Raw genomic sequence first — 24,965 nt, 5'->3', positions numbered from 1 at the left:
CTCCCCGCACCACCCCACCCGCCGCACCGTCGTACGGGCGGGCGCCTGCGCCGCCGCTCTCGCCGTCGGGATCCCCGGCACCGCGGCCGGCGCCGCGCCCCGTGTCGGAGCCCCCGGTACACCCGTCGCACCCCCGGCGTCCCGGGCCGCGGCGCAGGCCCTGCCCCTGCGCACCGACACCACCACCCAGGGCGACATCCTCGCGGGCTTCCGCAAGGACCACGTCCGTCTGCTCCTCGTCCACTTCCACCACGCGGGCAAGGCCCGGCGATGGCTCGGCGCACTGCTGCCCGACCTCTCCACGACCGATCAGGTCACCTGGTTCAACGCCGAGTTCAGCCGGGCGCGCACTCTGCGGGGCGGCGTGGACCCGGCCGGCATGGCCACCCTGTGGACCGGGCTGAGCCTCACCCACCCCGGGCTGAGCCTGCTCGCCGGCAAGGACCCCTTCCCCGCCGTCCCCGCCGGCGGCACCGCCGAGGCCTTCCGCGACGGGGCCGCCGCCCGCGCCGAGGCACTGGGCGACACGGGACCCAGCGCCCCCGACTCCTGGTTGTTCGGCGCGTCCGAGGACGACGTGCACGCCGTCCTCACCCTGGCCGCCGACGACTCCGGACGACTCGCCGAAGCCGTCGACCGCCACCGCCGCTCGCTGGACGCAGCCGCCGCCACGGTCCTCTTCGGCCAGGACGGCGCCACGCTCCCCGGCGCACTGCGCGGCCACGAGCACTTCGGCTTCCTCGACGCCATCAGCCAACCCGGCGTACGCGGCTTCGACCCGTCCGACGCCGCGAACCCCGCGACCGTCCAGGGCAAGTCCGGCACCCGGCTGGTGCCCGCCGGCGAGTTCCTGATCGGGCACGAACGCGTCGGGGCGCGCCCCGCCGGGCTCCCCGCATGGGCCACCGGCGGATCGTTCCACGTCGTACGACGGCTCGCGCAGGACGTGCCCGGGTGGTGGAACCAGGCCGCCGAATGCCTCGCCGAACTGAAACGCTCCGGTGCCGCGCCGGCCGACGCCGACCCGAAGTGGCTCGCCGCCCGCATGATCGGCCGCTGGCCCGGTGGCGCACCGGTCGCCACCTGCCCCGTCGCCGAACGCGTCCCCCTGCCCGGCGAGGACGTCGACGGCGCGCTCGACTTCCACGACGACCCGCAGGGCTGGACCACACCGCTGTTCTCGCACATCCGCAAGAGCAACCCGCGCGGAGGTCTCACCCCGGCCCCGGGACGTCCGCCGCTGCCCATCGCCCAACTCGACTCCCGCCGCATCATCCGGCGCGGGATCCCCTTCGGCCCACCGCACCGCCCGGAGACCGGATCCCGCGCGGAGGGCGGCGACGACACCACGCGCGGGCTCCTCTTCGTCAGCCATCAGGCCGACCTGGTCGAGCAGTTCGAGTTCATCGCCAAACGCTGGGTCAACGAGGTGGACTTCCCGCCGGCCCGCCACCCCGTCCCGGGCGCCGACCCGGTCATCGGCCCCGGCTCCCAGGCCGCGTTCGAATGCCCCTCCGAGAGCGGCAGCCGCGCCACCACGCTCTCCTTCCAGCGGTTCATCCGCACCGAGGGCGCCGTCTACGCCTTCACCCCCTCCCTCCCGACCCTGCGCGCCCTGGCCGCCGGCAGACTCGACGACTCCATCGAGGTGCACGCCGGCACCGTGCTGCGCTCCGGCGACACCCTGGACGCCGGCGCCGTCCGCCTGAGCATGGAGAGCAGCGGTGACCTGGTCCTGTACGACGGCGACGGCCGTTCCGTGTGGAGCGCCGGCACCTCGGGCACCGGAGCCGAGGCGCGGTTCACCGCCGACGGCGAACTCGCCGTCCTCACGGCGGCCGGCCGGCCCCTGTGGTCCTCCAAGACCACCGGCCACCGGGGCGCCCGCCTGCTGATCCGCCCCTCCGGCGACGTGGTCATCGTCCAGGGGGACAAGACCCTGTGGCACGCCGGATGAACACGGCCGCCCCGGGGGCGCGTTCACACGAGCCACCCCTCGTCCGAGGCGGCGCCCCGGGCCGCCCCCGACCACGGCCGGTCGGGGCACCTCCCGGGTGGGTGTCGGCCCGTACGGATGTGCCGCCCGGCGCCGGCGAACCGGCGGCCGGCCGGAGTTCGTCGGGACGGATGTGAACGACATTGATGAGCGGTACGTCGCGGAACCCGGCCTCGTCGTCTTCGACGTGACGGGCGGCGACGAGGACACGGTCCGCGCGGCGGTGGTCGCGCCGGGCCGACTGTGCGCGACATCGGGAATGGGCCGCGTCACCTGCGGACCCGGCCGGCCGGGCGTGACGGCACGCGTGTACGCGGACCTGCTGCGCCCGGGCGGGGCGCGCCACTCGGCCGCCCCGCGGAAAGTCGGGGCCGAAGGGTCCCGGCGAGGAGATCGTCCGGTCGCTAGCCTGGGCGGCATGACCGCCTCCGCCGGGAACGATCCCGCCTCCGCTCCCCGTCGCTACACCGTCGTGCTGCGCCCGGGACCCCGCCCGGAGGGCGGTACCGGGCGCGAGGGCATCCTGCGCACGGCCGCCGTGGACTTCACCGGTGAACTGGGCACGTCCGGTTACCCGCGCTACGCGGGCGAGGGCGTACAGGCCGACATCGACCCCGAGACCCGCACGGTCGAGGCGGTCACCCTCGACGGCTCGGAGCTCCCCTACGGGTGGGTGGCCCAGATCGCCGAGAACTGAGCCCGGCGCGGGGAAGCGACCTACGCGACCCCGTCGCCCGGTTCGGCCATGCCCGCCTCGAACGTGACCGCCGGACGCCAGCCCAGGTCCCCGCGCAGCCGCGCGGAGTCGGCGGTGATGTGCCGGACGTCGCCCAGCCGGTACTCGCCGGTGACGACGGGATCGGGGCCCGCGCACGCCGCCGACAGCGCCTTGGCCATGTCGCCGACGGTACGGGGATCGCCGCTGCCCACGTTGTAGGCGACGAAACCGGGGGTGTCCGCCACCGCCTCCAAGGCCACCGCGTTGGCCACCGCGACGTCCCGCACGTGCACGAAGTCCCGCCGCTGCCCGCCGTCCTCGAAGACGCGCGGGGCCTCCCCCCGCGCGAGTGCGGAACGGAAGAGCGCGGCGACTCCCGCGTACGGCGTGTCGCGCGGCATTCCGGGCCCGTAGACGTTGTGGTAGCGCAGCGAGACCACCCGCCCGCCGGTGGCCCGCGCCCACGACGACGCGAGGTGTTCCTGGGCCAGCTTGGTGGTGGCGTAGACGTTGCGGGGATCCATCGGGGCGTCCTCGGCCACCAGCCCGGGCGCCAGGTCGGCGCCACAGGTGGGGCAGCGCGGCTCGAACCTGCCCGCCCGCAGGTCCGCCTCGGCACGCGGGCCCGGGCGGACGACTCCGTGGGCCGGGCACTCGTACCGCCCCTCGCCGTACACGACCATCGACCCGGCGAGCAGCAGCCGCCGCACCCCGCTCTCCGCCATCCGGGCCAACAGGACGGCGGTGCCGAGCTCGTTGACCGACACGTAGTCCGGGGCGTCGCCGAAGTCCTTGCCCAGCCCCACCTTGGCGGCCTGGTGGCAGACCGCGTCCACCCCGGCGAGGGCCTCGCGCACCTGCGCGGAGTCCCGTACGTCCCGTCCGTTCTCCTCCGTCAGGTCGAAGACCACCGGGTCGTGCCCCCGGTCGGCCAGTGCGGAAACGACGTGCGAGCCGATGAAGCCCGCTCCTCCAGTCACAAGTACGCGCATGCCCCGACGCTATGCGCCGTGCGCTCCACCGGGGCGCCCGCCGGGCCGCACGTCACGGATCCGTAAGGACCTGGCGCGGCGACGTCGCCCCACGGGCGGACCACTCCGCATGCGGAGCGGTCCGGGCGGCGGTATGAATGGTTTCGTCGCATATGTGATCGGAGTGACTCGTGGACGACTACCCACTGCTCAATCTGTTCTGGACCATGCTCTGGATCTTCATCTGGGTCATGTGGTTCTTCCTGCTCTTCAAGGTGATCACGGACATCTTCCGCGACCACGAACTGCACGGGTGGGGCAAGGCGGGCTGGCTCATCCTGGTCCTCCTGCTGCCGTACATCGGCGTCTTCATCTACCTCATCGTCCGAGGCCGGGGCATGGGCAAACGGGACGTGAAGCAGGCCGAGGAGCAGGAGCAGGCTTTCCGGCAGTACGTCCAGAAGGCGGCCGGGACGACCGGTTCCCCGGGCGGCGCGGCGGACGAGCTCCACAAGCTCTCCACGCTCAAGGACAAGGGCGACATCACCCAGGAGGAGTTCGAGCGGGCGAAGGCGAAACTCCTGGCGTGACCGATCCCGGCCCCGAACCGCCCCCGGAACGGACGCCGGAGCCGATCGCGCGCACACCGGGATGCCACCTCGCGACCGAACCGCGAGGTGGCATCCCGGTGTGTCGGCATCCGGCTTGTCCCCGGGCGGCCCGTCACCGGTCCGGGGCCAGGGCGACGCCGGCCCCGACCGACCCCCCGACCGACCCCCCGACCGTCAGCCGCCGTCCCGCGACCGGCGGCCGGCTCCGCGGGGGGCGTCGACAGCGTCCGGCCGGGGCCAGGGCATCGGGACCGGCCCGGTGAAGAGGCCCTCGGGGAGTTCGCGGGACCCCAGGAACCCCAGCGTGGCGGCGACGGTGGCCTCGTGCCAGCGCGCGGACTGACGGAGCATCGCGTGCCCGCCCTCGGGCATGACGACGCCCGCGGCACGCGCCCCGCCGGCGCGGGCCCGCCGCACGTGGTCCCAACTCGCCCGGGCATCGGTGACCCGGTCCGCCTCGTCGTGCAGGAGCACCACCGACTTGCCCGCGAGCTGTGTCACCGGCTCACCGGGCGGGCACCACGGGGCGAGCCCGATCACCGCCCGTACCGAGGGGTCGATCGCCGCGCGCAACGCGGCCCTACCACCCATGGAGTGCCCCACGAGGACCACGGGGACGGATCCGGCCGTGCGGCGCAGTTCGTCCAGTGCGCGTATGGCGTCCCGCACCGGATCCTCCCGGGCGCCGTTCCAGCCCCGGTGGCGGTAGCGCACCTCCGCGACGACCACCCGGTCCGGCCCGGTGGCCCGCGCGAGCGCGCGGGTGAACGCCCTCATGCGCACGAGGGGCAGGTTGAGGGCGGGGGGCGCGGTCAGCCCGTCGGCGCGGCCCCCGTGCAGCACCAGGATCGCCGCCGTCGGATGCGCGGGATTGCGCCGCAGGGACAGCGCCGAAGGCAGCTCCCGGCCGGGAGCTGCGGGAACGTGGAGCGACCCGGGGCCCATCGAGGACCTCCTCCCGCCGCTCACGCCCGTGCTTGCGACTCGTACCAGCTCACCGGTGTGGCCGGCATGTCGCTGCGCCCCTCCCGGGACGGCCGGACGGCGAGGATCTGGTCGACGCCCATGCGGCGCTCGGTGAACGCGAGCGAACTGCCGGCGAGGTACAGACGCCACACACGGGCCGTGGCCTGGCCGACCAGCGCCTCGAAGTCCACCCACCGTTCCTCCAGGGTGCGGCGCCAGGCGTCGATGGTCCAGGCGTAGTGCTCGCGCAGGGCCTCGACGGAACGCACCTCGAATCCCGCGTCCTCGATGAGGTCGACGGTGCGACCGACGGGCCGCATGTGCATGTCGGGCGCGATGTAGGTCTCGATGAAGGCGCCGCCGCCGGGAGCGTTCAGACCACGGGACATCTGCTGGATCAGCAGCCGTCCACCGGGGCGCAGCACTCCGTGGAGCAGGGACGTGAACTCGGGGTACTCGACGTCCCCCACGTGCTCGCCCATCTCGACGGCGCTGACCGCGTCGTAGCCCCCGCCGTCGATGTGACGCCAGTGCCGCAACTGCACCTCGACCAGATCGGACAGGCCCTCCCGCGCGACCCGGTCGGTCACGAAGTCCCGCTGTGCCCGGGACAGGGTCACGGCAGTGACCTGGGCCTTGTGGGCGCGGGCGGCGTGGACGGCGAGCGAACCCCAGCCGCAACCGACGTCGAGGAGGCGGGAGCCGGCCCGCAGACCGACCTTGCGGCAGATCAGTTCCAACTTGTCGTACTGGGCGTCGGCCGGTGTGTAGTCGGGGTCGTCGGGGCGGGACCAGTAGCCGCAGGAGTAGGCCATGGACGGGTCCAACAGCAGGGCGTAGAACTCGTTGGACAGGTCGTAGTGGTGGCTGATGGCGGCCCGGTCACGGGTGGAACTGTGCAGCCTGCCGCCGAGGCGGGCCCTGGGGGCGTCCGGGGCGTGCGGCGGTATGCCGGCCACGCCCAGCCCCACGGCGAGCGCCGCGGCCCGGGCCCATCCCGTCGGGCTCGGCGTCGAAGTGCCGTGCTCGCGCACGGACTGCCAGGCGCGGCCGAGGCCGTCGGCCAGGTCACCCTCGATGTCCAGGTCGCCGGCGATGTAGGCCTCGGCGAGGCCGAGCTCGCCGGGCTGCCACAGCAGGCGGCGCAGTGCGTCGGGGGAGCGGAGCACGACCACGGGGGCGTCCTCGGGGCCGGACTCGCTGCCGTCCCAGGCGCGCAGGCGTACCGGTGGAGGTCCGGCGAGGAAATGCCCGAGGAGTTCGGCCAGTCTGTCTGCCACGGGCCTCATCGAGGCTCCTTCCGCCAGAGGGACCCTCGTGCACGGTTCGGGCACGAGGACACGGCCGCGCCGCCGAAGCGGGCGTACACAGGCACTTCGCAGCCGGGGCCGGATCGGATTGGTCGCGGTGTCGAGCTCGACCCATCCGACCCGGCCCGGTCGGCGGGGGAACTACCCTCCGTCCGGATCGCGCTCCGCCGCCTCGGCGACGCGCTTGACGATCGCCAGCCGTCGATCCCAGTCGGCCGCGAGCGCGGCCAGCCGGCGCGCCGTCGCGTTCAGCGCCGTCGACCGGACCTCGTACCTCACCTCACGCCCGACCCGGCGGCCGGAGACGAGTCCGGCCGCGTCCAGGACGGCGAGGTGCTTGACCACGGCCTGTCGTGACACGGGAAGCCCTGCCGCGAGCGTCGTCGCGGTGACCTCGCCCTGTTCGGCGAGGAGGTCGAGCAGCCGGCGCCTGGTCGGGTCGGCGAGCGCGGCGAGGACGTCGTCGACGCCGTCGCTCGGGTGTTCCTCCGTCACGGGGACGACTGTTCGGCGCGGTTCTTGAGCGCGTCGAACACCTGGGGCCAGCCGCCGGTGTTGTCCGCCACCGCCTTGCGGCGCAGTTCCTCCGACCCGGCCAGCGCGGAGAACCCGCTCTCGACCACCCGGAGCCGCGTCGCGTCGCCTTCGGGGGGCAACGTGAACTCGACGAGCGTGCTGTTGTCCTCGCGCGGTTCTTCCCCGGGGAAGGCGCTCGCCCAGCGGTACGAGACACGGGTGTGCGGCTCGACCTCCTCCACCCGTACGGGGAAGTCACCGTACTCGGCGCTCTTCGCCACCACGGAGGCTCCCGCCTCCGCCACGGCGCCGGTCGGGCCGGCCGTGTCGGACACCCAGAACCCGGGGTCGGCCACCAGGGACCACACCCGCTCCACCGGCGCCTCGATGAGGATCTCGCGTTCGATTCGGTCCTCGCTCATGAGGGCCTCCTTGCGTCGCTTCCAGTAAGTGCAACTCAAGGGTTGCACGTATGGGTTCCAGGTGCAACCGGTCGGTTGCGCGACAGGGTGGCGCCCGTCGTGCCCGTGCGTACCCGCCGCACTCCGGGGCGTTCACTCGAATGGCCCTGCCCGGGTGGTGGTGGCGGGCGCGGCGGCGGATCGTCGGCCTCACGTCGCAATCGCCGGCGTGTCCAACTGCTCGGGGTGTTCGGCCAAGGAGGCTGTCATGGCCCAGACCGCGACCCCGTCCGGGGCGCCGACACCGGAACCTTCCCGCTGGAGTGAGCGGGGCGGCGCCGGCTACACGGGCTCGGGCGTCATGTTCGCCGGTGTCCTGCTCTTCGTCGACGGCGTGCTCGCCGTCCTGAACGGCATCGGGGCCCTCGCCAACGACGAGGTCTTCGCACGGGTGGGCAGCTACATCTACCGCTTCGACCTCACGGCGTGGGGCTGGATCCACCTGATCCTCGGTGTGATCCTGCTCGTCGCCGGTGTGGGGATCCTCAAGGGCGCGGCATGGGCGCGCATCCTCGGTGTGGTGCTCGCGGCCCTCAGTATCGTGATGAACTTCCTGTGGCTGCCGTACCAGCCCCTGTGGGCGATCATCATCATCGCCATCGACATCTTCATCATCTGGGCCCTGCTGAAGGAGCGGACCCCGCACGCCCCGGCGTGACCTGGATCGACCGCACCCGCGGTCCGACCCGCGGTGGTGGCAGCCGCCCCCGGCCTTCGCGCCGGGGGTGGCATCCCCGCGTGCGGAGCCGACGCGATCGGCGTTGGCGGGGGTGACGGGGGTCACGTCGGGGCGAGGGAACGCGGCCGACTGGTTGAGCGTTCATATAGATGTGACCGCAGAGGGGCTCGCCCCCCCGGCCACACCCCCCGAGCCGCCCCGGCCGGTCACCCCCCAGACCGGCCGGGGCTTCCCCTTGCCGCGGACCGTACCCGTACCCGTACCCGTCCGCGAACGCCGAACTGCCCCCTCCGTGGGGAGGGGGCAGCGGAATGTCGCGGTCGCCGGTACGGACGCGCCGGGTGAGCGGGCGTCACCGGCGGGAGCGGGGTCAGTGCTTGACCGGCTCCAGGCAGAGGACGAACTTCTCCTGCTCCCACTGCTGCGCCAGGGCGGCCTCGCCCACGGTGCACGCGCTGGTGTCGAAGGTGTTCTCCACGACCTTCAGCACCTTGTAGTTGGCGTCCTTGTCGTCGCAGCCCTTCGTCTCCACCTCCGGGCTGTTCTCGCTGCCCGTCACCTTGACGCAGTCGCCCGCCTCGGCGCGCACCGGCGAGTTGAAGAAGTACGAGATGCCGAACTTCACCACGAGGGCGACGACGACGAGGGCGACGAACCTCAGGAACTTCTTCGCTTTGGAACCCTTGGGCTTCGCGGCCTCGGGAGCGGGCGTGCCAGGGGCCGGGGGAGCGGTGTGCTCGCCCTGAGGCGACGGCGGAGTCGACATGGTGGGTCCTTCCAAGGGAACTTCTTCGAACGCGTGAACGTTACAGGCCGCGAAAACGGCAATTCAGGCGTCGAGGCAACCTCGGAGATCGGATGCCGAGTTGTGATGCGTCCATGGCGAAACCGTGATTGCCGCAGGTCCCTCCGGGAGGGCCGCAGACGCCTGAGTGACCCCCCGAGGGGGAGCACTTCAGCGACCCGCTAGACGTCCTCGGGGTCCGGCAACGCCTGTTCGGACCAGAGAACCTTGCCCTCGGGCGTGTACCGGGCTCCCCAACGCCGGCTGATCTGGGCCACGAGGAAGAGTCCGCGGCCACCCTCGTCCGTGGTGGTGGCGTAGTGCAGACGGGGTGAACTGCTGCTGCCGTCGAAGACCTCGCAGGTCAGCATCCGGTCGAACAGCAGACGGACGCGCACCGGCGCGGAGCCGTGGCGGATCGCGTTCGTGATGAGTTCACTCAGTACCAGCTCGGTGCCGAACGCGAGCTCGGACAGGCCCCATTCCTCCAGCTTCCGCATGGCGTGAGCCCTCATGACGCCCACCGAACTCGGTTCGAAGGGCACGTCCCACTCGGCGATCCGGTCCGTCGGCAGCGCCGACGTCCGCGCGACCAACAGCGCCACGTCGTCGCGGGAGCGCACGGGCAGCAGTTGCGCGAGAACGGCCCGGCAGGTGTCCTCGGGCTTGCGGTCCGCGTGGGCGAGCGCCGCCCGCAGCAGATCGAGACCCTCGTCGATGTCGCGGGCGCGGTCCTCGATCAGCCCGTCGGTGTACAGCACCAGCTGGGAGCCTTCCGGCAGCTCCAACTCCGTCGACTCGAACGGGAAGCCGCCCAGGCCCAGGGGCGCGCCGGCGGGGAGCTCGGGGATCTCCACACTGCCGTCGGGCCGCACGATCGCCGGGGGCACGTGCCCGGCGCGTGCCACCGTGCAGCGCTGCGTCACCGCGTCGTAGACGGCGTAGAGGCAGGTCGCCCCGAGCAGGCCGCCGTCGGATCCGCCGTCCCCGCCCTGGTCGATGTACTGGACGAGGTCGTCGAGTCGGGTGAGGAGTTCGTCGGGGGGCAGGTCCAGCGAGGAGAAGTTGAGCACGGCCGTACGCAGTCGTCCCATGGCCGCCGCCGCGTGCAACCCGTGGCCGACGACGTCGCCGACGACGAGCGCGACCCTGCTGCCGGGCAGCGGGATCACGTCGAACCAGTCGCCACCCACCCCGGACTGGGCCGGCAGGTAGAAATGGGCCACCTCGACGCCGCTCTGCTCGGGCAGGTCGCGCGGCAGCAGACTGCGCTGGAGGGTCACGGCCAAGGCGTGCTCGCGGGTGTAGCGGCGGGCGTTGTCGATGGTGACACCGGCCCGGGCCACGAGTTCCTCGGCGAGGGACAGGTCCTCCTCGTCGAAGGGCTCGTCCTTCCGCGACCGCCAGAAGTTGACCAGGCCCAGCACCGCGCCCCGCGCCTTGAGGGGGGCTGTGATCAGGGAGTGCACGCCGTAGTCGAGGATGGCCTGCGCCCGCTCCGGGTCCTGCGCGTACCAGCCCGGCGCGTCGGCGAGATCGGGGATCAGTTCGGCCCGGCCGGTGGTGAGGCCGCGAGCCTGGGGGGTGGACGGTCGGAAGTCGATCAGCCTGCCGCGCGGGTAGAGCGGCACGTCGTCCGCGATGCCGCTGAAACCGGTGCGGAGCAGGTCGGGCGCCGTACTGTTCGGCTCGTCCCCGTGCAGCACGGCTTCCGCCAGCTCGACGGTCGCGAAGTCCGCGAACCGCGGAACGGCCACGTCGGCCAGTTCCTGGGCCGTCCGCCCGACGTCGAGGGTGGTGCCGACGCCGACCCCGGCGTCGTACAGCAGCCTCAGCCGTCGCCGGGCCGCGTCGGCGCGGGTGCTGAGGACGCGCATCTCGGTGGAGTCCCGGATGGTGACCGCGGCCCCCTCGGGCCCGCCGCCGGGACGCGTCGGCCGTTGGTTGATCACCAGGAGTCGTTCCCCGGCCTCGTGCACCTCGTCGGTGGCGACCCGGCCGGACAGCAGCAGGTCGCACACGGTCCGGTCGAGTCCGGTGAGATTCCCGATGTACTGGCCCTCGGCGTCGGCCGGCAGTTTCAGCAGGCGTTTCGCCTCGTCGTTCGCGAGGAGCAACCGTCCGCCGCCGTCGGTGATGAGCACCCCCTCGCGGACCGAGTGGAGCACCGCGTCGTGGTGCTCGTACATACGGGTCATTTCCTCGGGGCCGAGCCCGTGGGTCTGGCGGCGCAGTCGCCTGCTGATGAGCCACGCGCCCACGGTGGCGAGGGCGAGTCCGGCCGCGCTGGCCCCGAGGATGACGGGGAGCTGGCGGTCGACCACGCCGGAGACGTTCTTCACGGTGAGCCCGGCCGACACCAGTCCCGCGACCTTGCCGTCGCAGTAGACCGGCACGATGGCCTGGATCTCCTTGCCGAGCGGGCCCTGCACGCTCTCGGTGTGCACCTGGCCGGCGAGGGAGGGCTCGATGGTGCCCACGAACCGCTTGCCGATGCGGTCGGGCAGCGGATGGCTGTAGCGGATCCCCTCGGTGTCCATCACGACGATGAAGTCCACCCCGGCGTCCTTGCGCGTGGACTCGGCGAGCGGCTGGAGGGTCTTCGCGGGGTCGGGTGAACGCAGGGCCGCGCACATCCCGGTCGAATGGGCGACCGTCTGCGCGACCGAGACCGAACGGGTGCGGGCCTCCCGGTCGACGTCGTGGCGGGACTGGAGCACCAGTGCCAGGACCGCTCCGGCCGCGAGCAGCACCACGATCGCCACCTGAAGGACGAATACCTGTCGGGCGACGCTTCGCGGGCGATTCCGGCTCAGTGACCGCACCGACGTCCCCGGTACGGGTTGCAAGGATGGGTCACAGACTATTTGTAGCACCGCATGGCCGTCGGGGTCGTGATTCGCGCTCTTCTCTCGGCCGACGGGGCGGTTCGCGGGGCCGGGGCGGCGCCGGTCGAGCAGGGCGCGGGGCCCGTCCGGAAGGCGCCGGAGACGGTCGCCCGGCGCCCCGTCGGGCATCGCGTGACACCCCGTCGCGGCACGGGCGCATTGAGTGACCGCGGCCATCTCCCGCGGTCAGGCACCCGCGCCCGGGTCGATCGGTCGAACCGGACCTGCCGGGGGCCGACGGTGCCGCCCGCGCGGCCCGGCACCGGCTCCCGGTCCTCCGGTGTGCGATCGACCCGCCCCCGTCAGACGCCGGAGGCGAGGGCGGCGAGCTCCCCGTCGAGTTTGTCGCCCTCCGCGCCGGCGCCCTTGTAGAGGACCTCGCCGTCCTCGTCGAGCAGCACATAGGTGTTGATGCCCTCGGCGTGGAAGCGGTCCCGCAGGGCGTGGCCGACGTCGGAGAGGTGCGGGAGCCGGCCCGCCCCGGCCGGGGCGGCGAAGCCCTGCAGGCCGTTGCCCGCCCCCGGTTCCGCGACGGCCACCACGTGTACGCGCCCGACGTAGCGGTCGGCCTTGGCCGCGGTCTCGAAGGCCTGGGCAGGGCACTCGGCGCACGCGGCCCCGTAGAACCAGAACAGCACGGGCTTACCCGCGAGCGCCGCACCGTCGAACACCGCGCCGTCCAGGGTCTTGGCGGTGAAGCGCAGGTGGGAGGGGGCCGTCTGGCGGCCTGCGGCCGGCGCGCCGGCGGCACCTCGGGTGGCGGGGTCGGCCCCGTCGGACGAGCAGCCCGTCAGCGACAGGCCCAGGGCGAGGAGCAGGGCGGCGGCGACGACACGAGAACGCATGGCACTCTCCCGGGCGGGACCGGACCGTACGCCGACGGTCGCAGCGAAGGGGACCGGTCTGACGGCCGGTGCTCCCCGGACGCAAGGAATCTACGGTCAGTCAGATAATCGGATGGGAGGCGGCGCGGTGCGTGCCGCGGCTTCACCCCGACGGCCCATCCCGACCCGCCAAGTGACTCGTGCGTACTGCACATCCGATCGGTGACAGCGGCGACTGTCGGGGCCAACGCCCCGCGTGACACCTTCGTCCCTGTCACCGACCGAGGGAGCAGGAGTGAACAAGGGGTACGCCGCGTTCTGCGACGCCGACCGTTGGTTCTACGACGCCCCGTACCGACGGGCCGACGAGAACTACGGCCCGGCCCTCGCTCCCGTACCGACCGGGTGGCGTTCGCACCGCACCGGCGACTGGTACGCGCTGCGCCCCGTCGGCGTCGAACTCCCCGCCCAGGGCTGGAAGATCCACGTCTCCGCCTGTCTGGACAACGCCGAGTCGATCCTCGACCGCGTCCACGCCTACTGCGTGCCCCGGCGCATCGCCTTCAAGTTCGTGCCGAGCCGCCACCTGCTGCACATACGCAACGCCAAGTACGCCGACCGCGCGGCCGGCGGGAAGTTCATCACCGTCTACCCGGCCGACCAGGAACAGTGCCGGCGCATCGCCGAGGACCTCGACGCCCTGCTGACCGGCGAGCCCGGACCGTACATCCTGAGCGATCTGCGCTGGGGCGCCGGACCGGTCCACCTGCGCTACGGCAGCTTTACCCTGCGGCACTGCTACGACGCGCGGGGCGAACTAGTGCCGGCGATCGAGACCCCCGACGGCACCCTCGTCCCGGACCCCCGCGGGCCGGTGTTCCAACCGCCCGAGTGGGTCGACCTCCCGGCCTTCCTCAAGCCGCACCTCGACGCCCGCTCGGCCGTGACGCTCACCGACGTGCCCTACACGATCGAGCGCGCGCTCCACTTCTCCAACGGAGGCGGCGTCTACGCCGGCACGGACAGCCGCACCGGCGAACCGGTGGTGCTGAAGGAGGCCCGCCCCCACGCGGGACTCGCCGCCGACGGAGCCGACGCCGTGGCCCGGCTGCACCGCGAGCGGACCGCCCTGGAACGACTGGAGGGCCTGGACTGCGTCCCGTCCGTCCGCGGCACCTTCACCGTCGGCGACCACCACTTCCTCGTCCTGCAGTACCTGGAGGGCAAGCCGCTCAACACGTACTTCGCCCGCCGCCACCCCCTGATCGAGGCGGAACCCGACCCGGAGGAACTCGCCTCCTACACGCGGTGGGCGCTGACGATCCACCGGCGGGTGACGGAGGCCGTGGAGGCCGTGCACGCCCGCGGGGTCGTCTTCAACGACCTGCACCTGTTCAACATCATGGTGACGGAGGACGAGAACGGCGAACCCTCCGTGGCGCTCCTGGACTTCGAGGCCGCCGCCCACGTCGACGAAGGGCTGCGGCAGACCGTCGCCAACCCGGCGTTCGTCGCCCCCGCCGGACGACGCGGCTTCTCCGTCGACCGCTACGCCCTCGCCTGCCTCAGACTCGCCCTGTTCCTGCCACTGACCAGCCTGTTCGTACTGGACCGGGCGAAGGCCACACATCTGGCCGACATCGCCGCCGAACAGTTCCCCGTACCGAGGGCCTTCCTCGACGAGGCCGTGGAGGAGATCCTCTACGACCCGCCGCCCGGCGAGCCCGGCCATCGCCCGACCGTACCCACCGGCCCGTACCTGCCCGTCGAACCGGGGGACTGGCCCCGCGCCCGCGCCTCCATGACGGCCGCCCTGCGCGCCTCCGCCACCCTGGACCGCGACGACAGGCTCTTCCCCGGCGACATCGCCCAATTCGCCACGGCGGGCGGCGGAACCGGCTTCGGACACGGCGCCGCGGGCGTCCTCTACGCCCTCGCCGAGACCGGCGCCGAACCCTGGCCCGAGGCCGAGAAGTGGCTGCTCAAACGGACCGAGGAGCCGGCCTCCGGCACACCCCTCGGCTTCTACGACGGCCTCGCCGGCACCGCCTGGACCCTCGACCGGCTCGGGCACCGTGAACGCGCCCTCGCCCTCGCCGAGCAACTGCTGCGCCAACCGTGGCAGACCGTCGGCCCCGACCTGCACAGCGGCCTCGCCGGAGTCGGCCTCGCCCTGGACGCCCTGGGCACCACGACCGGGGAGAGCGCCCTGCACGACGCCGCCCTGCGCTGCGCCGAACTCGTCGCCCGCTCCGCCCCCGACCTCACCCGGGCGGGACTCCTGTACGGCAACGCCGGTCCCGCCCTGCTCTTCCTGCGCCTGTACGAACGCACCGGCGACGCGGAACTCCTGGCGCGAGCCGGACAAGCCCTGCACCGCGACCTCGACCACTGCGTGACCAGCGCGTTCGGCACTCTCCAGGTCAACGAGGGCTGGCGGACCATGCCCTATCTGGGCGAGGGCAGCGCCGGCATCGGCATGGTGCTCGACGACTGGCTGGAGCACGGCGCCGACCCGCGCTTCGAGGAGGCCCGGCGCGGCATCGTGGCGGCCGCCCAGGCCACCTTCTACGCCCAACCCGGACTGTTCCGCGGCGCGGCCGGCATGATCCTGCACCTCGCACGGACCACGACCCCCGGACCCGGGACGCGGCCCGACGACATCGCGCGGCAGATCGACGCCCTCGCCCGGCACGCCGTCCCCTACCAAGGCCAACTGGCCTTCCCCGGCGAGCAGATGATGCGCCTGTCCATGGACCTGTCCACGGGCACGGCCGGCGCTCTCCTCGCCCTCGGCAGCGCCGCGCCCGGCGGGCGCGCGCACCTGCCGTTCCTCCCGCCGCTGCGCGACGCCGCAGCGGCCCCCAAGCCGGTCCCGCAAGGGGCCGTGACCCATCGGTACATCCCCGGAGAAGAAGAGGAACTGACATGACGCTTCTTGACCTGCAGTCGATGGAAACCCCCAAGGAAGAGATCACCGAGGCCGCGATGACGGGCGGCGGAAGCCGCGCGAGCCTGCTGCTCTGCGGAGACAGCAGCCTGAGCATCACGACCTGTAACTAACCAGGTCGTCAGGCCTGTACGGGGCCCGGACGGTTCGCCGTCCGGGCCCCGACCCACCTCTCAGGAGCCGCCGCGGATGACCCCGCACGACGACCCGCCGGAACCGGCCGTCCTCGCCCACGAACGCTCCCGGGGTACCGCGACCCCCACGGGCCCCGAGGCCCACCGCTCCGCCGATCGCGCACTCCGCGAAGCCGCCCGGCACAGCACCGGACGGGCCGGCGCCGTGCTCGGATGCGCGACCGCCGCCTCCGTCGCCGCCCTCGCCGAACCGGCGCTGCTCGGCCTCACCCTCGACCTCCTGCTCCGCCGCGATCCGGCCGCCCCGTACTGGACCCTGCTGTGCGCCGCCGTCATCGTGGCCGAGGTGTTCCTGGACGCCGCCACGACCCGGCTCACCGGCGCGGTGGACGCCCGCTCCACGGCCTGGCTGCGCCGGCTGGGACTCTCCCGACTGCTGCGCACCGCGCCGCACCACGCGGCCCGGCTCGCCCCCGGCGAGATCGCCGCGCGACTGACCGCGCACGCCACCGAGGCCGGAACCGTGCCGGCCACCCTCGCGACCGGGATCGCCGCGCTGCTGCCCCCGATCGGGGGACTCGTCGCGCTGTTCGTCATCGATCCCTGGACCGCACTGGCCTTCGTCGCGGGACTGCCCCCGCTCGTCCTCCTGCTGAGGGCCTTCGCCCGCGACTCCTCCGCCATCGTCTCCCGTTACCAGCGGGCGCAACTCGCGACCGCGGGCCGACTCGTCGAGGCCCTGGCCGGGGCGCGCACCATCGCCGCCGCCGGCACCGCCGCCAGGGAACGCGCCAGGATCCTCGCCCGGCTGCCCGACCTCGACACCGAGGGTCGCCGGATGTGGCAGGTGTACGGCGCGACGATGGCCCGCACCACCGCCCTCATGCCGCTCCTGCTGTACGTCGTCCTCGGCGTGGGCGGCATCCGCCTGTCCTCCGGCGCGCTCGACGTCGGCGAACTCCTCGCCGCCGTGCGCTACGCCGGCCTCGCCGCCGGCATCGGGGCCGTCACCGGCAAACTCAGCGCCGCGGTGCGGGGCCGGGCCGCCGCCCGCCGCACCGCCGAACTGTTCGACCTGCCCGCGCTGGAACACGGCGACCGGCGGCTGCCCGACGGCGGCCCCGGCACCCTGGAACTGCGCGGCGTACGCGTGACCCGCGACGGAACCGCGGTACTGCGCGACATCGACCTGCTCGTCCCCGGCGGGACCACGGCGGCCGTCGTGGGCGGCTCGGGCTCCGGCAAGACGCTGCTCGCCGCCGTCGCCGGACGACTCGCGGACCCCGACAGCGGGCAGGTGCTGCTGGACGGTGTCCCGTTGCGGGACCTGACCGCCGAAGCCCTGCGCCGCGACGTCGGCCACGCCTTCCACCGGCCCGCCCTGCTCGGCGACAGCGTGGGCGACGCCATCGCGTTCGGATCGGGCCCACCGCCGGACCCCGAAGCGGTGCGCGGGGCCGCCCGGGCGGCCGGTGCGGACCTGTTCGTACGCCGCCTGCCCCGGGGGTACGACACGCCGGTGGCCGACGCCCCCATGTCCGGCGGGGAAGCCCAACGCCTCGGCCTGGCAAGGGCGTTCTGCCGCGCCGGCCGACTGCTGATCCTCGACGACGCCACCTCCAGCCTCGACACGGTCACCGCCCGCGAGGTCGAGCGGGCCGTCGCGGAACAGGTCCGGGCCGGCACCCGGATCGTCGTCGCGCACCGGATCTCCTCGGCCGCCCGGGCCGACCTCGTCGTGTGGCTGGAAGAGGGACGAGTTCGGGCCACCGGCACGCACGTCGAGTTGTGGCGCGATCCGTACTACCGGGCCGTGTTCGCCGCGGGGGCGCGACCGGAGCCCGCGCCCGCGCCCGGTCCGGAGCCCGCGCCCGCGCCCGGTCCGGAGCCCGCGCCGGCGCCCGGGCCCGATCCCGGGCCGGCCCGCACGGCCGACCCGATCGGCCCGAGCGGTCAGGGGGCGGCCCGGTGAACGAGCACGACACCTGGCGGCGCGTGAGCCCCGACGCGCGCCGGTTCCTGCGAGGGCGCAGCCCCGCCCTGGCACGACTCGGGGGCTGGTCGCTCCTGGAGTCCGCCCACACCTTCCTCACCGGCTACGGCGTGGCCCGCGCCCTCGACGACGGCTTCCTCGCCGGGCGCACCGCGGTCGGCCTGGGCTGGCTCGTGGTCGCCGGACTCGGCGCCCTGCTCGGCGCCCTCGCGCTGCGCGGGGTCTTCGCCGCCCTCGCCGACCTGGTGGAACCGCTGCGCGACGGCCTCGTGCGCAGGGCCGTGCGGCACGCCCTCGACCGGGCCGTCGCCGACCCGTCCCGCGCCGCGGACGCCGGCGCCGTCTCCCGGCTCACCCAGCAGACGGAGATGGCCCGGGACTCCTTCGCGGGCATCGTCCTCACCGCCCGTTCGTTCGTGTTCACGGCCGCGGGCGCGCTGGCCGGCATGGCGGCCCTCGCCCCCGTGCTGCTCCTCGTCGTACTGCCCCCGCTGCTCCTGGGCCTCGGCCTCTTTCTCGCCACGCTGCGCCCCATGGCCGGCGTGCAACGCGACTCCCTCGACACCGACGAGGCGCTGTCGCGCCGGGTGGGCGCGGTCGGTGAGGGACTGCGCGACATCGTGGCCTGCGGCGGGGGAGCGAGCACGACCTCCGGGGTGGAGACCCTGATCGGGGCGCAGGAGCGGCTGACCCGCCGCCTCGCCCGGTGGGCGGCCGTGCGTACCGTCGCCCTCGGCGCGGCGGGCCGGCTGCCGGTGATCTCCCTGCTGGTGGCGACCCCGTGGCTGCTGGACCGGGGGGTCACCGCCGGGACCCTGGTGGGCGCGCTCACTTACCTCGTACAGGCGCTGCTGCCCGCCCTGCACTCCCTGATGACGGCCCTCGGATCCGCCGGCACCCGGCTGTTGGTGGTACTGGAGCGCTTCCACGAGCCCGAGCCCGCCCCGAACCCCTCGCATTCCCCGTTGCCCCCGGCGCGCCCGTCGCCCGTACCGTCGCCCGCGACGCCGCCCGTCCCGCCGTCCGCCGCGGAGCTGCGCGGCGTGACCTTCGCCTACGGCCCCCGGGCGGCCCCCGTGCTGGAGGACCTCGACCTGGTCGTCCGCCCGGGCGAGCACCTCGCCGTCGTCGGCCCGAGCGGCATCGGCAAGTCGACGCTCACCGCGCTGCTCGCCGGGCTGCTCAGCCCCGACCGGGGCACGGTCCTGGTCGCAGGGGCGGCCGCACGCGGAGAGCGGGACGCCTCGGAGCCGGATCCTCGACGCACCCTGCTGCCCCAGCAGGCCTACGTCTTCACCGGCACCGTCCGGGAGAACCTGACCCACCTGTGCCCCGGAGCGCGTCCACCCGACGACGCCCGGGTGCGCGAGGCGGTCGTCGCCCTGGGCGTGGGCGCCCTCGTCGAGCGGCTCGGCGGCCTGGACGGGGCCGTCGTGCCGCAGCGACTGTCCCAGGGCGAGTGCCAGCAGCTCGCTCTGGCCGCGGCCCACCTCTCACCCGCTCCGCTGCTGCTGCTCGACGAGGCCACCTGTCACCTGGACCCGCACACCGAGGCGCGTGCCGAGCGGGCCCTCGCCGCCCGTCCGGGCACGCTGGTCGTGGTGGCCCACCGGATCTCGTCGGCGGCGCGGGCCGACCGGGTCCTCGTACTGGACGGGACCCGGGCGGTGTGCGGCACGCACGAGGAACTCCCCGGCCGATCGCCCTTGTACCGGGACCTGGTGGGGCTCTGGAACGCCGCGGGGGAGGACTGAGACGGGCCCCGCCTCCGGGCGGGGCGCTCTCGGCCCCGGCCTCGGCTCGCCGTCGGCCGCGGTCTCAGACCCAGCCTTCCCTGCGCGAAATGCGGATGGCGTCGATGCGATTGCGTGCGCCGGCCTTGCGCGTGGCGGCGGCCATGTAGTTGCGGACGGTGCCGCTGGCCAGGTGCAGGGCGCTGGCTATCTCGGCTATCGAATCGCCCTCCGCCGCACGGGCCAACACACTGAGTTCGCGCGGACTCAGCGGTACCGGGTCCGCCTCCATGTAGGCGGACGCGAGCGAGGCGTCGACGAAACGTTCACCGGCCGCGACCCGGCGCACGGCCCGTACCAGGCGGCCCGGCGAGCCGTCCTTGTCCACACACCCCAGCACCGGTGCCCGGAACGCCCTCCGCAGCGATCCGGGCGTACCCGCCGAGGCCAGAACCAGTATCGGCGAGGACGCGGGGGAGGAGGCGTGCCGATCCCTGCGGCCCGCCCCCGCCAGGAGCGGAGCGGCGCCCGGACAGTCGAGGTCGACGACCGTGACGTCGGGGCGTAAGGACTCCGTCTCGCGCACCGCGGTCCGCCAGCCCACGGCGGTGACTTCGAAGGGGCCCTCGGATCTCAGCAGTGCCGCGAGGGCGGAGCGGACGAGGCGAACGCTGTGCACGACCAGGACCTTCGTCATGGCGAAACTGCTCCTTCGGTAAGCGACAACGGCATGAAGCGGCTGCCCCCGCACCGGTCTGCTGGAACGTCACTGTGGGGGCGCTCTGGGGTGTTCGAGAACGTTGGCCGAGATCCCTCGGGGATTGCCTTCCGCCTTTGGCGGGGAACGTACTTGAGTGTGGCGCCGCACCACGTCCGCCCCCTTGCGTCCTCGTACACACGTCCGTCCGATTCGAACGGGTTCGATCGGGTCGGCGTGCCGCCGGCCAGGCACCGGCGCATGCTGGTGGAGGCGGTTGGCGGGGGCTGCGGACAGGACGTGTCGATGGGCGTGGACGAGGTGGCCACCGGATCGCGCGGGCGCCGGCTGTTCTCCGGCCGGGACCGCGCCGTCATCGCGGCGGCCTCGCTGTCGATGCTCCTGGTCCAGATGGACTGGTTCGCCCTCAACCTGATGCTGCCGGTGATCGCCCGGGACTTCTCCACCCCGACCACCGACCTCCAGTGGCTGGTCAGCGGCTACATGCTGACCCTGGGGGCCTTGATGATCACCGGGGGGCGAGCCGCCGACGTGCACGGCCGCCGGACCGTCATCGTCTGGGGGCTGACCGGCTTCGCCCTGGTGTCCGTGGTGTGCGCCGCCGCGCAGAACGAGCTCTGGCTGGTCATCGGGCGAGTGGTACAGGGGGCCACGGCGGCACTGATCTTCCCCGTCGCCGTCGCGGTCGTCACCGCCCACTTCCGCGACGACCGACAAGGCCGCGCCGTGGGCACCGTCCTGGCCTTCAGCGCGATCGGCACCGCGCTCGGACCGTTCGTGGGCGGAGCCTTCGCCGAGCACGTCAGCTGGCGGGCCGTGTTCCTGCTGAACGTGCCCTTCTGTGCCGTCGCGGCCTTCCTCATGCTGCGCTTCGTCACCGACACCCGCGACGAGGAGGCCGGACACGGACTGGACCTGCCCGGCGCGGTGACCGTGGCCGCCGGTCTCACCGCGATCATGATCGCCGTCGACCAGGGCGGTCGCTGGGGCTGGGCCTCGCCGGCCACCCTCGGCTGTCTGGTCGCGGGAGCCCTGCTGCTCGTCCTGTTCGTGGTGATCGAACGGCGGACCGCCGAGCCGCTGCTCGACCTGTCCCTGCTGCGGAACGCGCCGTTCGTCACCGTCACCCTGGCCGGCTCCGTGTCGAACATCGTGTACTGCCTGGTGGCGGTCCTGTCCGCGCTGTACCTCCAGCAGGCCCGCGGGATCTCCCCGCTGGACGCCGGGCTGATCTTCCTCGCGCTGTCCGTCGGCGCGGGATCGGCCAGCTACTGGTCCGGGCACCTCGCCCACCGGTGGCGGCCCGAGACGCTGATGGCCGGCGGCCTGGTCCTGAGCGGACTCGGCCTCCTGCTGCTGACGTGGACGAACCCGCTCGCCCTCTACACCGCGGTCTTCGCTGTCGTGGGCGTCGGACTCGGGTTCGGCTGGGCCCTGACGAACGTGGCCACCCAGTCGTACGTCCCCGAGAACCGCCTGGCCGCCGCCTCCGGGCTGGTCCTCACCTCACTGGTCCTGCTCGGCGCCGTGGCGGTGGCCGTCGCGACGACCGTCCTGGAGGTCCTCAGCGGATCCGCGGAGCGGGCCGCCTCCGACGGACCGGCCATCGAGGAGGTGCTGCGGGTCGCGGCGCTCCTGTCGCTCGTGGGCGCCGCCGCGCTCCTCCCGCTGATCCGGGCGGGACGCCGGTCGCCCCCGAGGACGACCGGAACCCTTCCGACGCCGTGACCGTCACCCCGCCGCCCCGTCAGAGGCGGCAGGGCGGGAACACGGTGCCCGTCGAGCGGTCAGGCGTTGATGCAGGTGTTGCCGAACGCCGGGTTGAGCAGACCGATGACGCTGACGGAGTTGCCGCAGGCGTTGATCGGGATGTGGATGGGCACCTGGATGACGTTGCCGGACAGGACACCGGGAGAACCGATCGCCGCACCCTGCGCACCGGCGTCGGCGGAGGCCATGGAGGCTCCACCGATCACGACGGCTCCGGTGGCGAGGGCGAGAGCGGCGGTCTTCAGAACACGCGACATGGGTCTCCTTCAAAGGCGGTGACGGACCCGCCCCGTGAAGGGGCGTGCCCCGGGGCCCCGTCGGGACCCACGCAAGTGTTTCGTTCCGTACCGCCGGTCCGGCTTGGCCCTGCCCCGGTCATTCCCTCGCACGAGTGACTCCCTGGGCCAAGTGCGCGCCCCGCCTCGGGAATTCCCGGACGGTCGGGCCCGCTCAGCGCACCTGGACCCCGACGAGGCAGGTGTCGTCGTCCGTGTCGGACCGGCTGTGGGTCAGCAGACGGTCGAGCCGGCTCTCCAGCGACGGGGACTCCCGTTGCGCGAGACCGAGGAGCTGCGTCAGGGAATCCATCATGGAGGTGTCCCGGCGCTCCACGAGCCCGTCGGTGTACATCAGCACGGTGTCCTCCGGTTCGAGCTGCACCTCTTCCTCCTCGTACTCCGCGTTCGGCACCGCACCGAGCAGCAGGCCCTTGGTCAGCGGGAAGGCCGTGGCCCGCGCGCCCCGCACGAGGATGGGCGGCAGGTGTCCCGCGCGCGCCCAACGCAACACCCGCCGCTCCGGATCGAAGATCCCGCACACGGCGGTCGCGGTCAGGTCGCTGGTCAGGTGGTGGGCGACCGCGTTCAGCCAGGTGAGCAACTGCGCGGGTCCGGCCCCGGTCACCGCGAGGCCGCGCAGGGCGTTGCGCAGGACCACCATGCCGGTGGCCGCCTCGATGCCGTGACCGGCGACGTCCCCGACGCACAGGAGCACCTGCCCGTTCGGCAGGACCACCGAGTCGTACCAGTCCCCGCCGATCAGGGCCTGCGACTCGGCGGGCCGGTACCGCACCCCGATGCGGATCCCCGGCGCGTCGAGCGGCGCGGGCGCGGGCGGCATGATCGCGTGCTGCAACTGCAACGCGAGACGGCTGCGCTCCGCCGACTCCGCCTCGGTGTAGGCCAGTTGGTCCCGGGTGGCGGCCAGAGCCACCTCGGTCCAATGCTGCGCGGAGATGTCCTGGTAGGCGCCCCGCACGGCGAACAGCGACCCGTCCGCATCCTGGACGGGCTCCGCGACGATGCGGATGTGTCGGGTGACGCCGTCCGGACGCTGGAGGCGGAAGGCCACGGAGGCCTCGCGCCGGTAGTGCATCAGCGTGCGCAGGAACCGACTGATCGACGTGATGTCATCGGGGTGGGCATGGGCGGGGAGCGCCTCCAGCGGCACCGGCGAGGCCCCCGCCGGCAGCCCGTACAGGGAGAAGAGCTGCCCGTTCCAGGTGATCTCACCCGTGGTGAAGTTCTCCTCGAAGCCGCCGATCCGGCCGAGCCGCTGCGCGTGTTGCAGCAGACTGGCCAGCCGCGCGGTCTCGTCCTCGATCCGCCAGATCAACAGGAGCGCCGTGCCGTGCCGCGTGATGCTGGCGTCGGCCACGGCGGTGAGCGGGACGTCGTCGATGAAGGCGGTCAGCGTCATCCGCCGGGTCTGGAAGGACTCCCCGGTGGCGTAGACGCGCTCCAGCTTCTCGAAGAGCCCGTTGTCCTCGGCCGCCAGGGGATAGGCCTCCAGGAACGTGGAGCCGCCCACGGCGCTGCGGGGTCGACCGGCGGGGTCGGTGAAATGGTCGTTGGCGTGGTGGACCCGGAAGTCCGTCAGGCCGCCGGCGGGGCCGAGGATCGGTGTGAGGACGAGCGCCGGATCGTGCAAGTGGTCCGCGAGGGACGTCAGTTCGGCCACGGCCGCGTGCGGGGTCCGGCCCGGCACCGAGGGCGTGCCCGCGCCCGTCGGGTCCTCCAGCGTGTGGGCGCACAGCTCCGCCAACGCCTCGATCTGGCGGATGATCCGCGGCGGCTGCGGGGCCAGCGGCTGCGGCCAGCACACCTCCAGCACGCCGTGGATGCGGCCGCCCGTCCCGGCGGGTACCGCTATGCGTCCCCCGTGCGGGTGCCGGCGACGCCCGATCGAGGGCATGCCGGAGTCGGAGAGCCGGGAGACGAAGGCGGGCCCCCGCTCGACGAGCGCGAGACGCGCGCAGGTGGCCACCTCGGGCGGGACGTACCGCCAGCGCAGCGCCTCGTCCTCGGTGAACCCGGCCTGGCCGGCGAGCGTCAGCGAGGAGTCGGCGCCCGCGAGCCAGATGACCACTCCGTGCGCCCCGAGCGGGGCCAACGCGTTCTCCAACAGCGCGGTCGCCACGGCCTGGGCGTCCGAGGCGGACAACAGGCCGCTCTCGGCCGCCCGCAGCCGCACCGCGGCCGAGCCGTCCGTGTCGTCGCCGTCGGCCGCGGCGCGATCCAGGAACTCGGCCGCGAGCTCACTGACCCGGTCGCGGGACGCCTCGTTGATGATCTCCACCGAGAGTCCGAGCACGGTCGTGCCCGACTGCTCGGCCAGGATCGCCAACTGCCGCGCCGCCTCGGCGGGACCGCAGCCCAGTTTGCCGACGAGGACACCCTTGGCCATCTCGATCAGGGCCCGCCCGTCCGAGGCCGACTGTGCCTCGCGCACCTCCCGGCGCAGGCGTTCCACGGTGGCGGCCAGCGGGCCGACGTCGCCGCCGGCATCCGGCCGCTCGGCCGGACCGGGCCCACCCGGCCGGGGGCCGCGGGCGGCGGGAACGGTGACGTCGTCCGCCTTCGGGGCCGACAGCTCACCCCGCGGTCCGTTTTCGTGTCGAGGGCTGTTCACGGTGAGTCCGGGCTCCTGGGCGAGGGCGTGGGG

Annotated in this window: 20 protein-coding genes; 9 read left to right on the top strand and 11 right to left on the bottom strand. The window is 73.5% G+C overall.

All coding sequences use genetic code 11. The features are described from left to right. Together ADK55_RS12740 and ADK55_RS40955 are read left to right on the top strand one after the other, a co-directional pair. The coding region (locus ADK55_RS12740; RefSeq protein ID WP_053678120.1) for a hypothetical protein at positions 1 to 1,957 on the top strand (1,957 nt) is incomplete at its 5' end. A 172-nt stretch (positions 1,958 to 2,129) separates the two neighbouring features. Beyond that, entirely contained in the window at positions 2,130 to 2,693 is a 564-nt protein-coding gene (locus ADK55_RS40955; RefSeq protein ID WP_420713623.1) for a DUF6207 family protein, read from the top strand. A gap of 20 nt (positions 2,694 to 2,713) precedes the next feature. On the opposite strand, the gene ADK55_RS12730 is transcribed toward ADK55_RS40955, so the two are convergent. Beyond that, a complete protein-coding gene (locus ADK55_RS12730) occupies positions 2,714 to 3,706 on the bottom strand; it encodes an NAD-dependent epimerase/dehydratase family protein (RefSeq protein WP_053678118.1) in 993 nt (330 codons plus the stop codon). A 170-nt stretch (positions 3,707 to 3,876) separates the two neighbouring features. Here ADK55_RS12730 and ADK55_RS12725 point away from each other — a divergent pair, with 170 nt between their 5' ends. After that, positions 3,877 to 4,275, top strand: coding sequence for an SHOCT domain-containing protein (locus ADK55_RS12725; RefSeq protein WP_053678116.1), 399 nt, complete (start codon positions 3,877 to 3,879; stop codon positions 4,273 to 4,275). A gap of 195 nt (positions 4,276 to 4,470) precedes the next feature. On the opposite strand, the gene ADK55_RS12720 is transcribed toward ADK55_RS12725, so the two are convergent. From ADK55_RS12720 to ADK55_RS12705, 4 genes are all read right to left on the bottom strand, one after another. Beyond that, complete coding sequence (locus tag ADK55_RS12720; protein ID WP_063839519.1) at positions 4,471 to 5,241, bottom strand: alpha/beta hydrolase; 771 nt, start codon at positions 5,239 to 5,241, stop codon at positions 4,471 to 4,473. A gap of 20 nt (positions 5,242 to 5,261) precedes the next feature. Then, positions 5,262 to 6,551, bottom strand: coding sequence for an SAM-dependent methyltransferase (locus ADK55_RS12715; protein ID WP_053678114.1), 1,290 nt, complete (start codon positions 6,549 to 6,551; stop codon positions 5,262 to 5,264). 162 nt (positions 6,552 to 6,713) lie between these two features. Continuing rightward, positions 6,714 to 7,067, bottom strand: coding sequence for an ArsR/SmtB family transcription factor (locus ADK55_RS12710; RefSeq protein WP_053678113.1), 354 nt, complete (start codon positions 7,065 to 7,067; stop codon positions 6,714 to 6,716). Continuing rightward, positions 7,064 to 7,510 (bottom strand): SRPBCC domain-containing protein, encoded by a 447-nt coding sequence (locus ADK55_RS12705; protein WP_053678110.1) that lies wholly within the window; start codon positions 7,508 to 7,510, stop codon positions 7,064 to 7,066. The genes ADK55_RS12710 and ADK55_RS12705 overlap by 4 nt, the downstream gene beginning before the upstream one ends. 247 nt (positions 7,511 to 7,757) lie before the next feature. Here ADK55_RS12705 and ADK55_RS12700 point away from each other — a divergent pair, with 247 nt between their 5' ends. Next, positions 7,758 to 8,207, top strand: coding sequence for a DUF7144 family membrane protein (locus tag ADK55_RS12700; protein ID WP_053678108.1), 450 nt, complete (start codon positions 7,758 to 7,760; stop codon positions 8,205 to 8,207). A gap of 391 nt (positions 8,208 to 8,598) precedes the next feature. On the opposite strand, the gene ADK55_RS12695 is transcribed toward ADK55_RS12700, so the two are convergent. The 3 genes from ADK55_RS12695 to ADK55_RS12685 form a co-directional block, all read right to left on the bottom strand. Beyond that, a complete protein-coding gene (locus ADK55_RS12695) occupies positions 8,599 to 8,994 on the bottom strand; it encodes an LppU/SCO3897 family protein (RefSeq protein WP_053678105.1) in 396 nt (131 codons plus the stop codon). A 200-nt stretch (positions 8,995 to 9,194) separates the two neighbouring features. Continuing rightward, on the bottom strand, positions 9,195 to 11,777 hold the full coding sequence (locus ADK55_RS12690; protein ID WP_386939152.1) for a SpoIIE family protein phosphatase: 2,583 nt from the start codon (positions 11,775 to 11,777) through the stop codon (positions 9,195 to 9,197). Between the two features lie 425 nt (positions 11,778 to 12,202). After that, a complete protein-coding gene (locus ADK55_RS12685; RefSeq protein WP_053678100.1) occupies positions 12,203 to 12,745 on the bottom strand; it encodes a TlpA family protein disulfide reductase in 543 nt (180 codons plus the stop codon). Between the two features lie 274 nt (positions 12,746 to 13,019). On the opposite strand from ADK55_RS12685, the gene lanKC reads away from it, so the two are divergent. The 4 genes from lanKC to ADK55_RS39735 all read left to right on the top strand — a co-directional run bounded on the left by lanKC (position 13,020) and on the right by ADK55_RS39735 (position 19,555). Beyond that, the gene (lanKC, locus tag ADK55_RS12680) at positions 13,020 to 15,656 is read left to right on the top strand and encodes a class III lanthionine synthetase LanKC (protein WP_053678099.1); all 2,637 of its coding nucleotides are present in this window, start codon (positions 13,020 to 13,022) and stop codon (positions 15,654 to 15,656) included. After that, positions 15,653 to 15,787: a SapB/AmfS family lanthipeptide gene (locus ADK55_RS12675; RefSeq protein ID WP_053678097.1), complete on the top strand. Its 135-nt coding sequence runs from the start codon at positions 15,653 to 15,655 to the stop codon at positions 15,785 to 15,787. The genes lanKC and ADK55_RS12675 overlap by 4 nt, the downstream gene beginning before the upstream one ends. A gap of 76 nt (positions 15,788 to 15,863) precedes the next feature. Beyond that, a complete protein-coding gene (locus tag ADK55_RS39740) occupies positions 15,864 to 17,780 on the top strand; it encodes an ABC transporter ATP-binding protein (RefSeq protein ID WP_063839518.1) in 1,917 nt (638 codons plus the stop codon). Then, the gene (locus ADK55_RS39735; protein ID WP_053678145.1) at positions 17,777 to 19,555 is read left to right on the top strand and encodes an ATP-binding cassette domain-containing protein; all 1,779 of its coding nucleotides are present in this window, start codon (positions 17,777 to 17,779) and stop codon (positions 19,553 to 19,555) included. The genes ADK55_RS39740 and ADK55_RS39735 overlap by 4 nt, the downstream gene beginning before the upstream one ends. A 64-nt stretch (positions 19,556 to 19,619) precedes the next feature. Here the strand turns inward: ADK55_RS39735 and ADK55_RS12660 are convergent, their stop codons facing one another. Beyond that, a complete protein-coding gene (locus ADK55_RS12660) occupies positions 19,620 to 20,231 on the bottom strand; it encodes a response regulator transcription factor (RefSeq protein ID WP_053678095.1) in 612 nt (203 codons plus the stop codon). Positions 20,232 to 20,537: 306 nt separating this feature from the next. On the opposite strand from ADK55_RS12660, the gene ADK55_RS12655 reads away from it, so the two are divergent. Then, positions 20,538 to 21,980, top strand: coding sequence for an MFS transporter (locus ADK55_RS12655; protein ID WP_053678092.1), 1,443 nt, complete (start codon positions 20,538 to 20,540; stop codon positions 21,978 to 21,980). Between the two features lie 59 nt (positions 21,981 to 22,039). Here the strand turns inward: ADK55_RS12655 and ADK55_RS12650 are convergent, their stop codons facing one another. Both ADK55_RS12650 and ADK55_RS12645 read right to left on the bottom strand, forming a co-directional pair. Continuing rightward, positions 22,040 to 22,279 carry a chaplin gene (locus ADK55_RS12650; protein WP_053678090.1) on the bottom strand — a complete coding sequence of 80 codons (240 nt, stop codon included), beginning with the start codon at positions 22,277 to 22,279 and terminating at the stop codon, positions 22,040 to 22,042. A gap of 193 nt (positions 22,280 to 22,472) precedes the next feature. Then, positions 22,473 to 24,932, bottom strand: coding sequence for a SpoIIE family protein phosphatase (locus ADK55_RS12645; RefSeq protein WP_053678088.1), 2,460 nt, complete (start codon positions 24,930 to 24,932; stop codon positions 22,473 to 22,475). Positions 24,933 to 24,965 lie beyond the last annotated feature (33 nt).

Origin of the sequence: Streptomyces sp. WM4235 (assembly GCF_001279725.1) — a bacterium.
Classification (GTDB): Bacteria; Actinomycetota; Actinomycetes; order Streptomycetales; family Streptomycetaceae; genus Streptomyces.
The sequence above is the reverse complement of the archived record's forward strand: the minus strand, read 5'-3'. Positions and strand labels throughout refer to the sequence as shown.

Coding starts and splice junctions, on each gene's coding strand:
- ADK55_RS12685 (WP_053678100.1), bottom strand. CDS start 12,745: ATGCGTTCTCGTGTCGTCGCCGCCGCCCTGCTCCTCGCCCTGGGCCTG.
- ADK55_RS12730 (WP_053678118.1), bottom strand. CDS start 3,706: ATGCGCGTACTTGTGACTGGAGGAGCGGGCTTCATCGGCTCGCACGTC.
- ADK55_RS12720 (WP_063839519.1), bottom strand. CDS start 5,241: ATGGGCCCCGGGTCGCTCCACGTTCCCGCAGCTCCCGGCCGGGAGCTG.
- ADK55_RS12675 (WP_053678097.1), top strand. CDS start 15,653: ATGACGCTTCTTGACCTGCAGTCGATGGAAACCCCCAAGGAAGAGATC.
- ADK55_RS12650 (WP_053678090.1), bottom strand. CDS start 22,279: ATGTCGCGTGTTCTGAAGACCGCCGCTCTCGCCCTCGCCACCGGAGCC.
- ADK55_RS12715 (WP_053678114.1), bottom strand. CDS start 6,551: ATGAGGCCCGTGGCAGACAGACTGGCCGAACTCCTCGGGCATTTCCTC.
- ADK55_RS12660 (WP_053678095.1), bottom strand. CDS start 20,231: ATGACGAAGGTCCTGGTCGTGCACAGCGTTCGCCTCGTCCGCTCCGCC.
- ADK55_RS12695 (WP_053678105.1), bottom strand. CDS start 8,994: ATGTCGACTCCGCCGTCGCCTCAGGGCGAGCACACCGCTCCCCCGGCC.
- ADK55_RS12655 (WP_053678092.1), top strand. CDS start 20,538: ATGGGCGTGGACGAGGTGGCCACCGGATCGCGCGGGCGCCGGCTGTTC.
- ADK55_RS12705 (WP_053678110.1), bottom strand. CDS start 7,510: ATGAGCGAGGACCGAATCGAACGCGAGATCCTCATCGAGGCGCCGGTG.
- ADK55_RS12700 (WP_053678108.1), top strand. CDS start 7,758: ATGGCCCAGACCGCGACCCCGTCCGGGGCGCCGACACCGGAACCTTCC.
- ADK55_RS39740 (WP_063839518.1), top strand. CDS start 15,864: ATGACCCCGCACGACGACCCGCCGGAACCGGCCGTCCTCGCCCACGAA.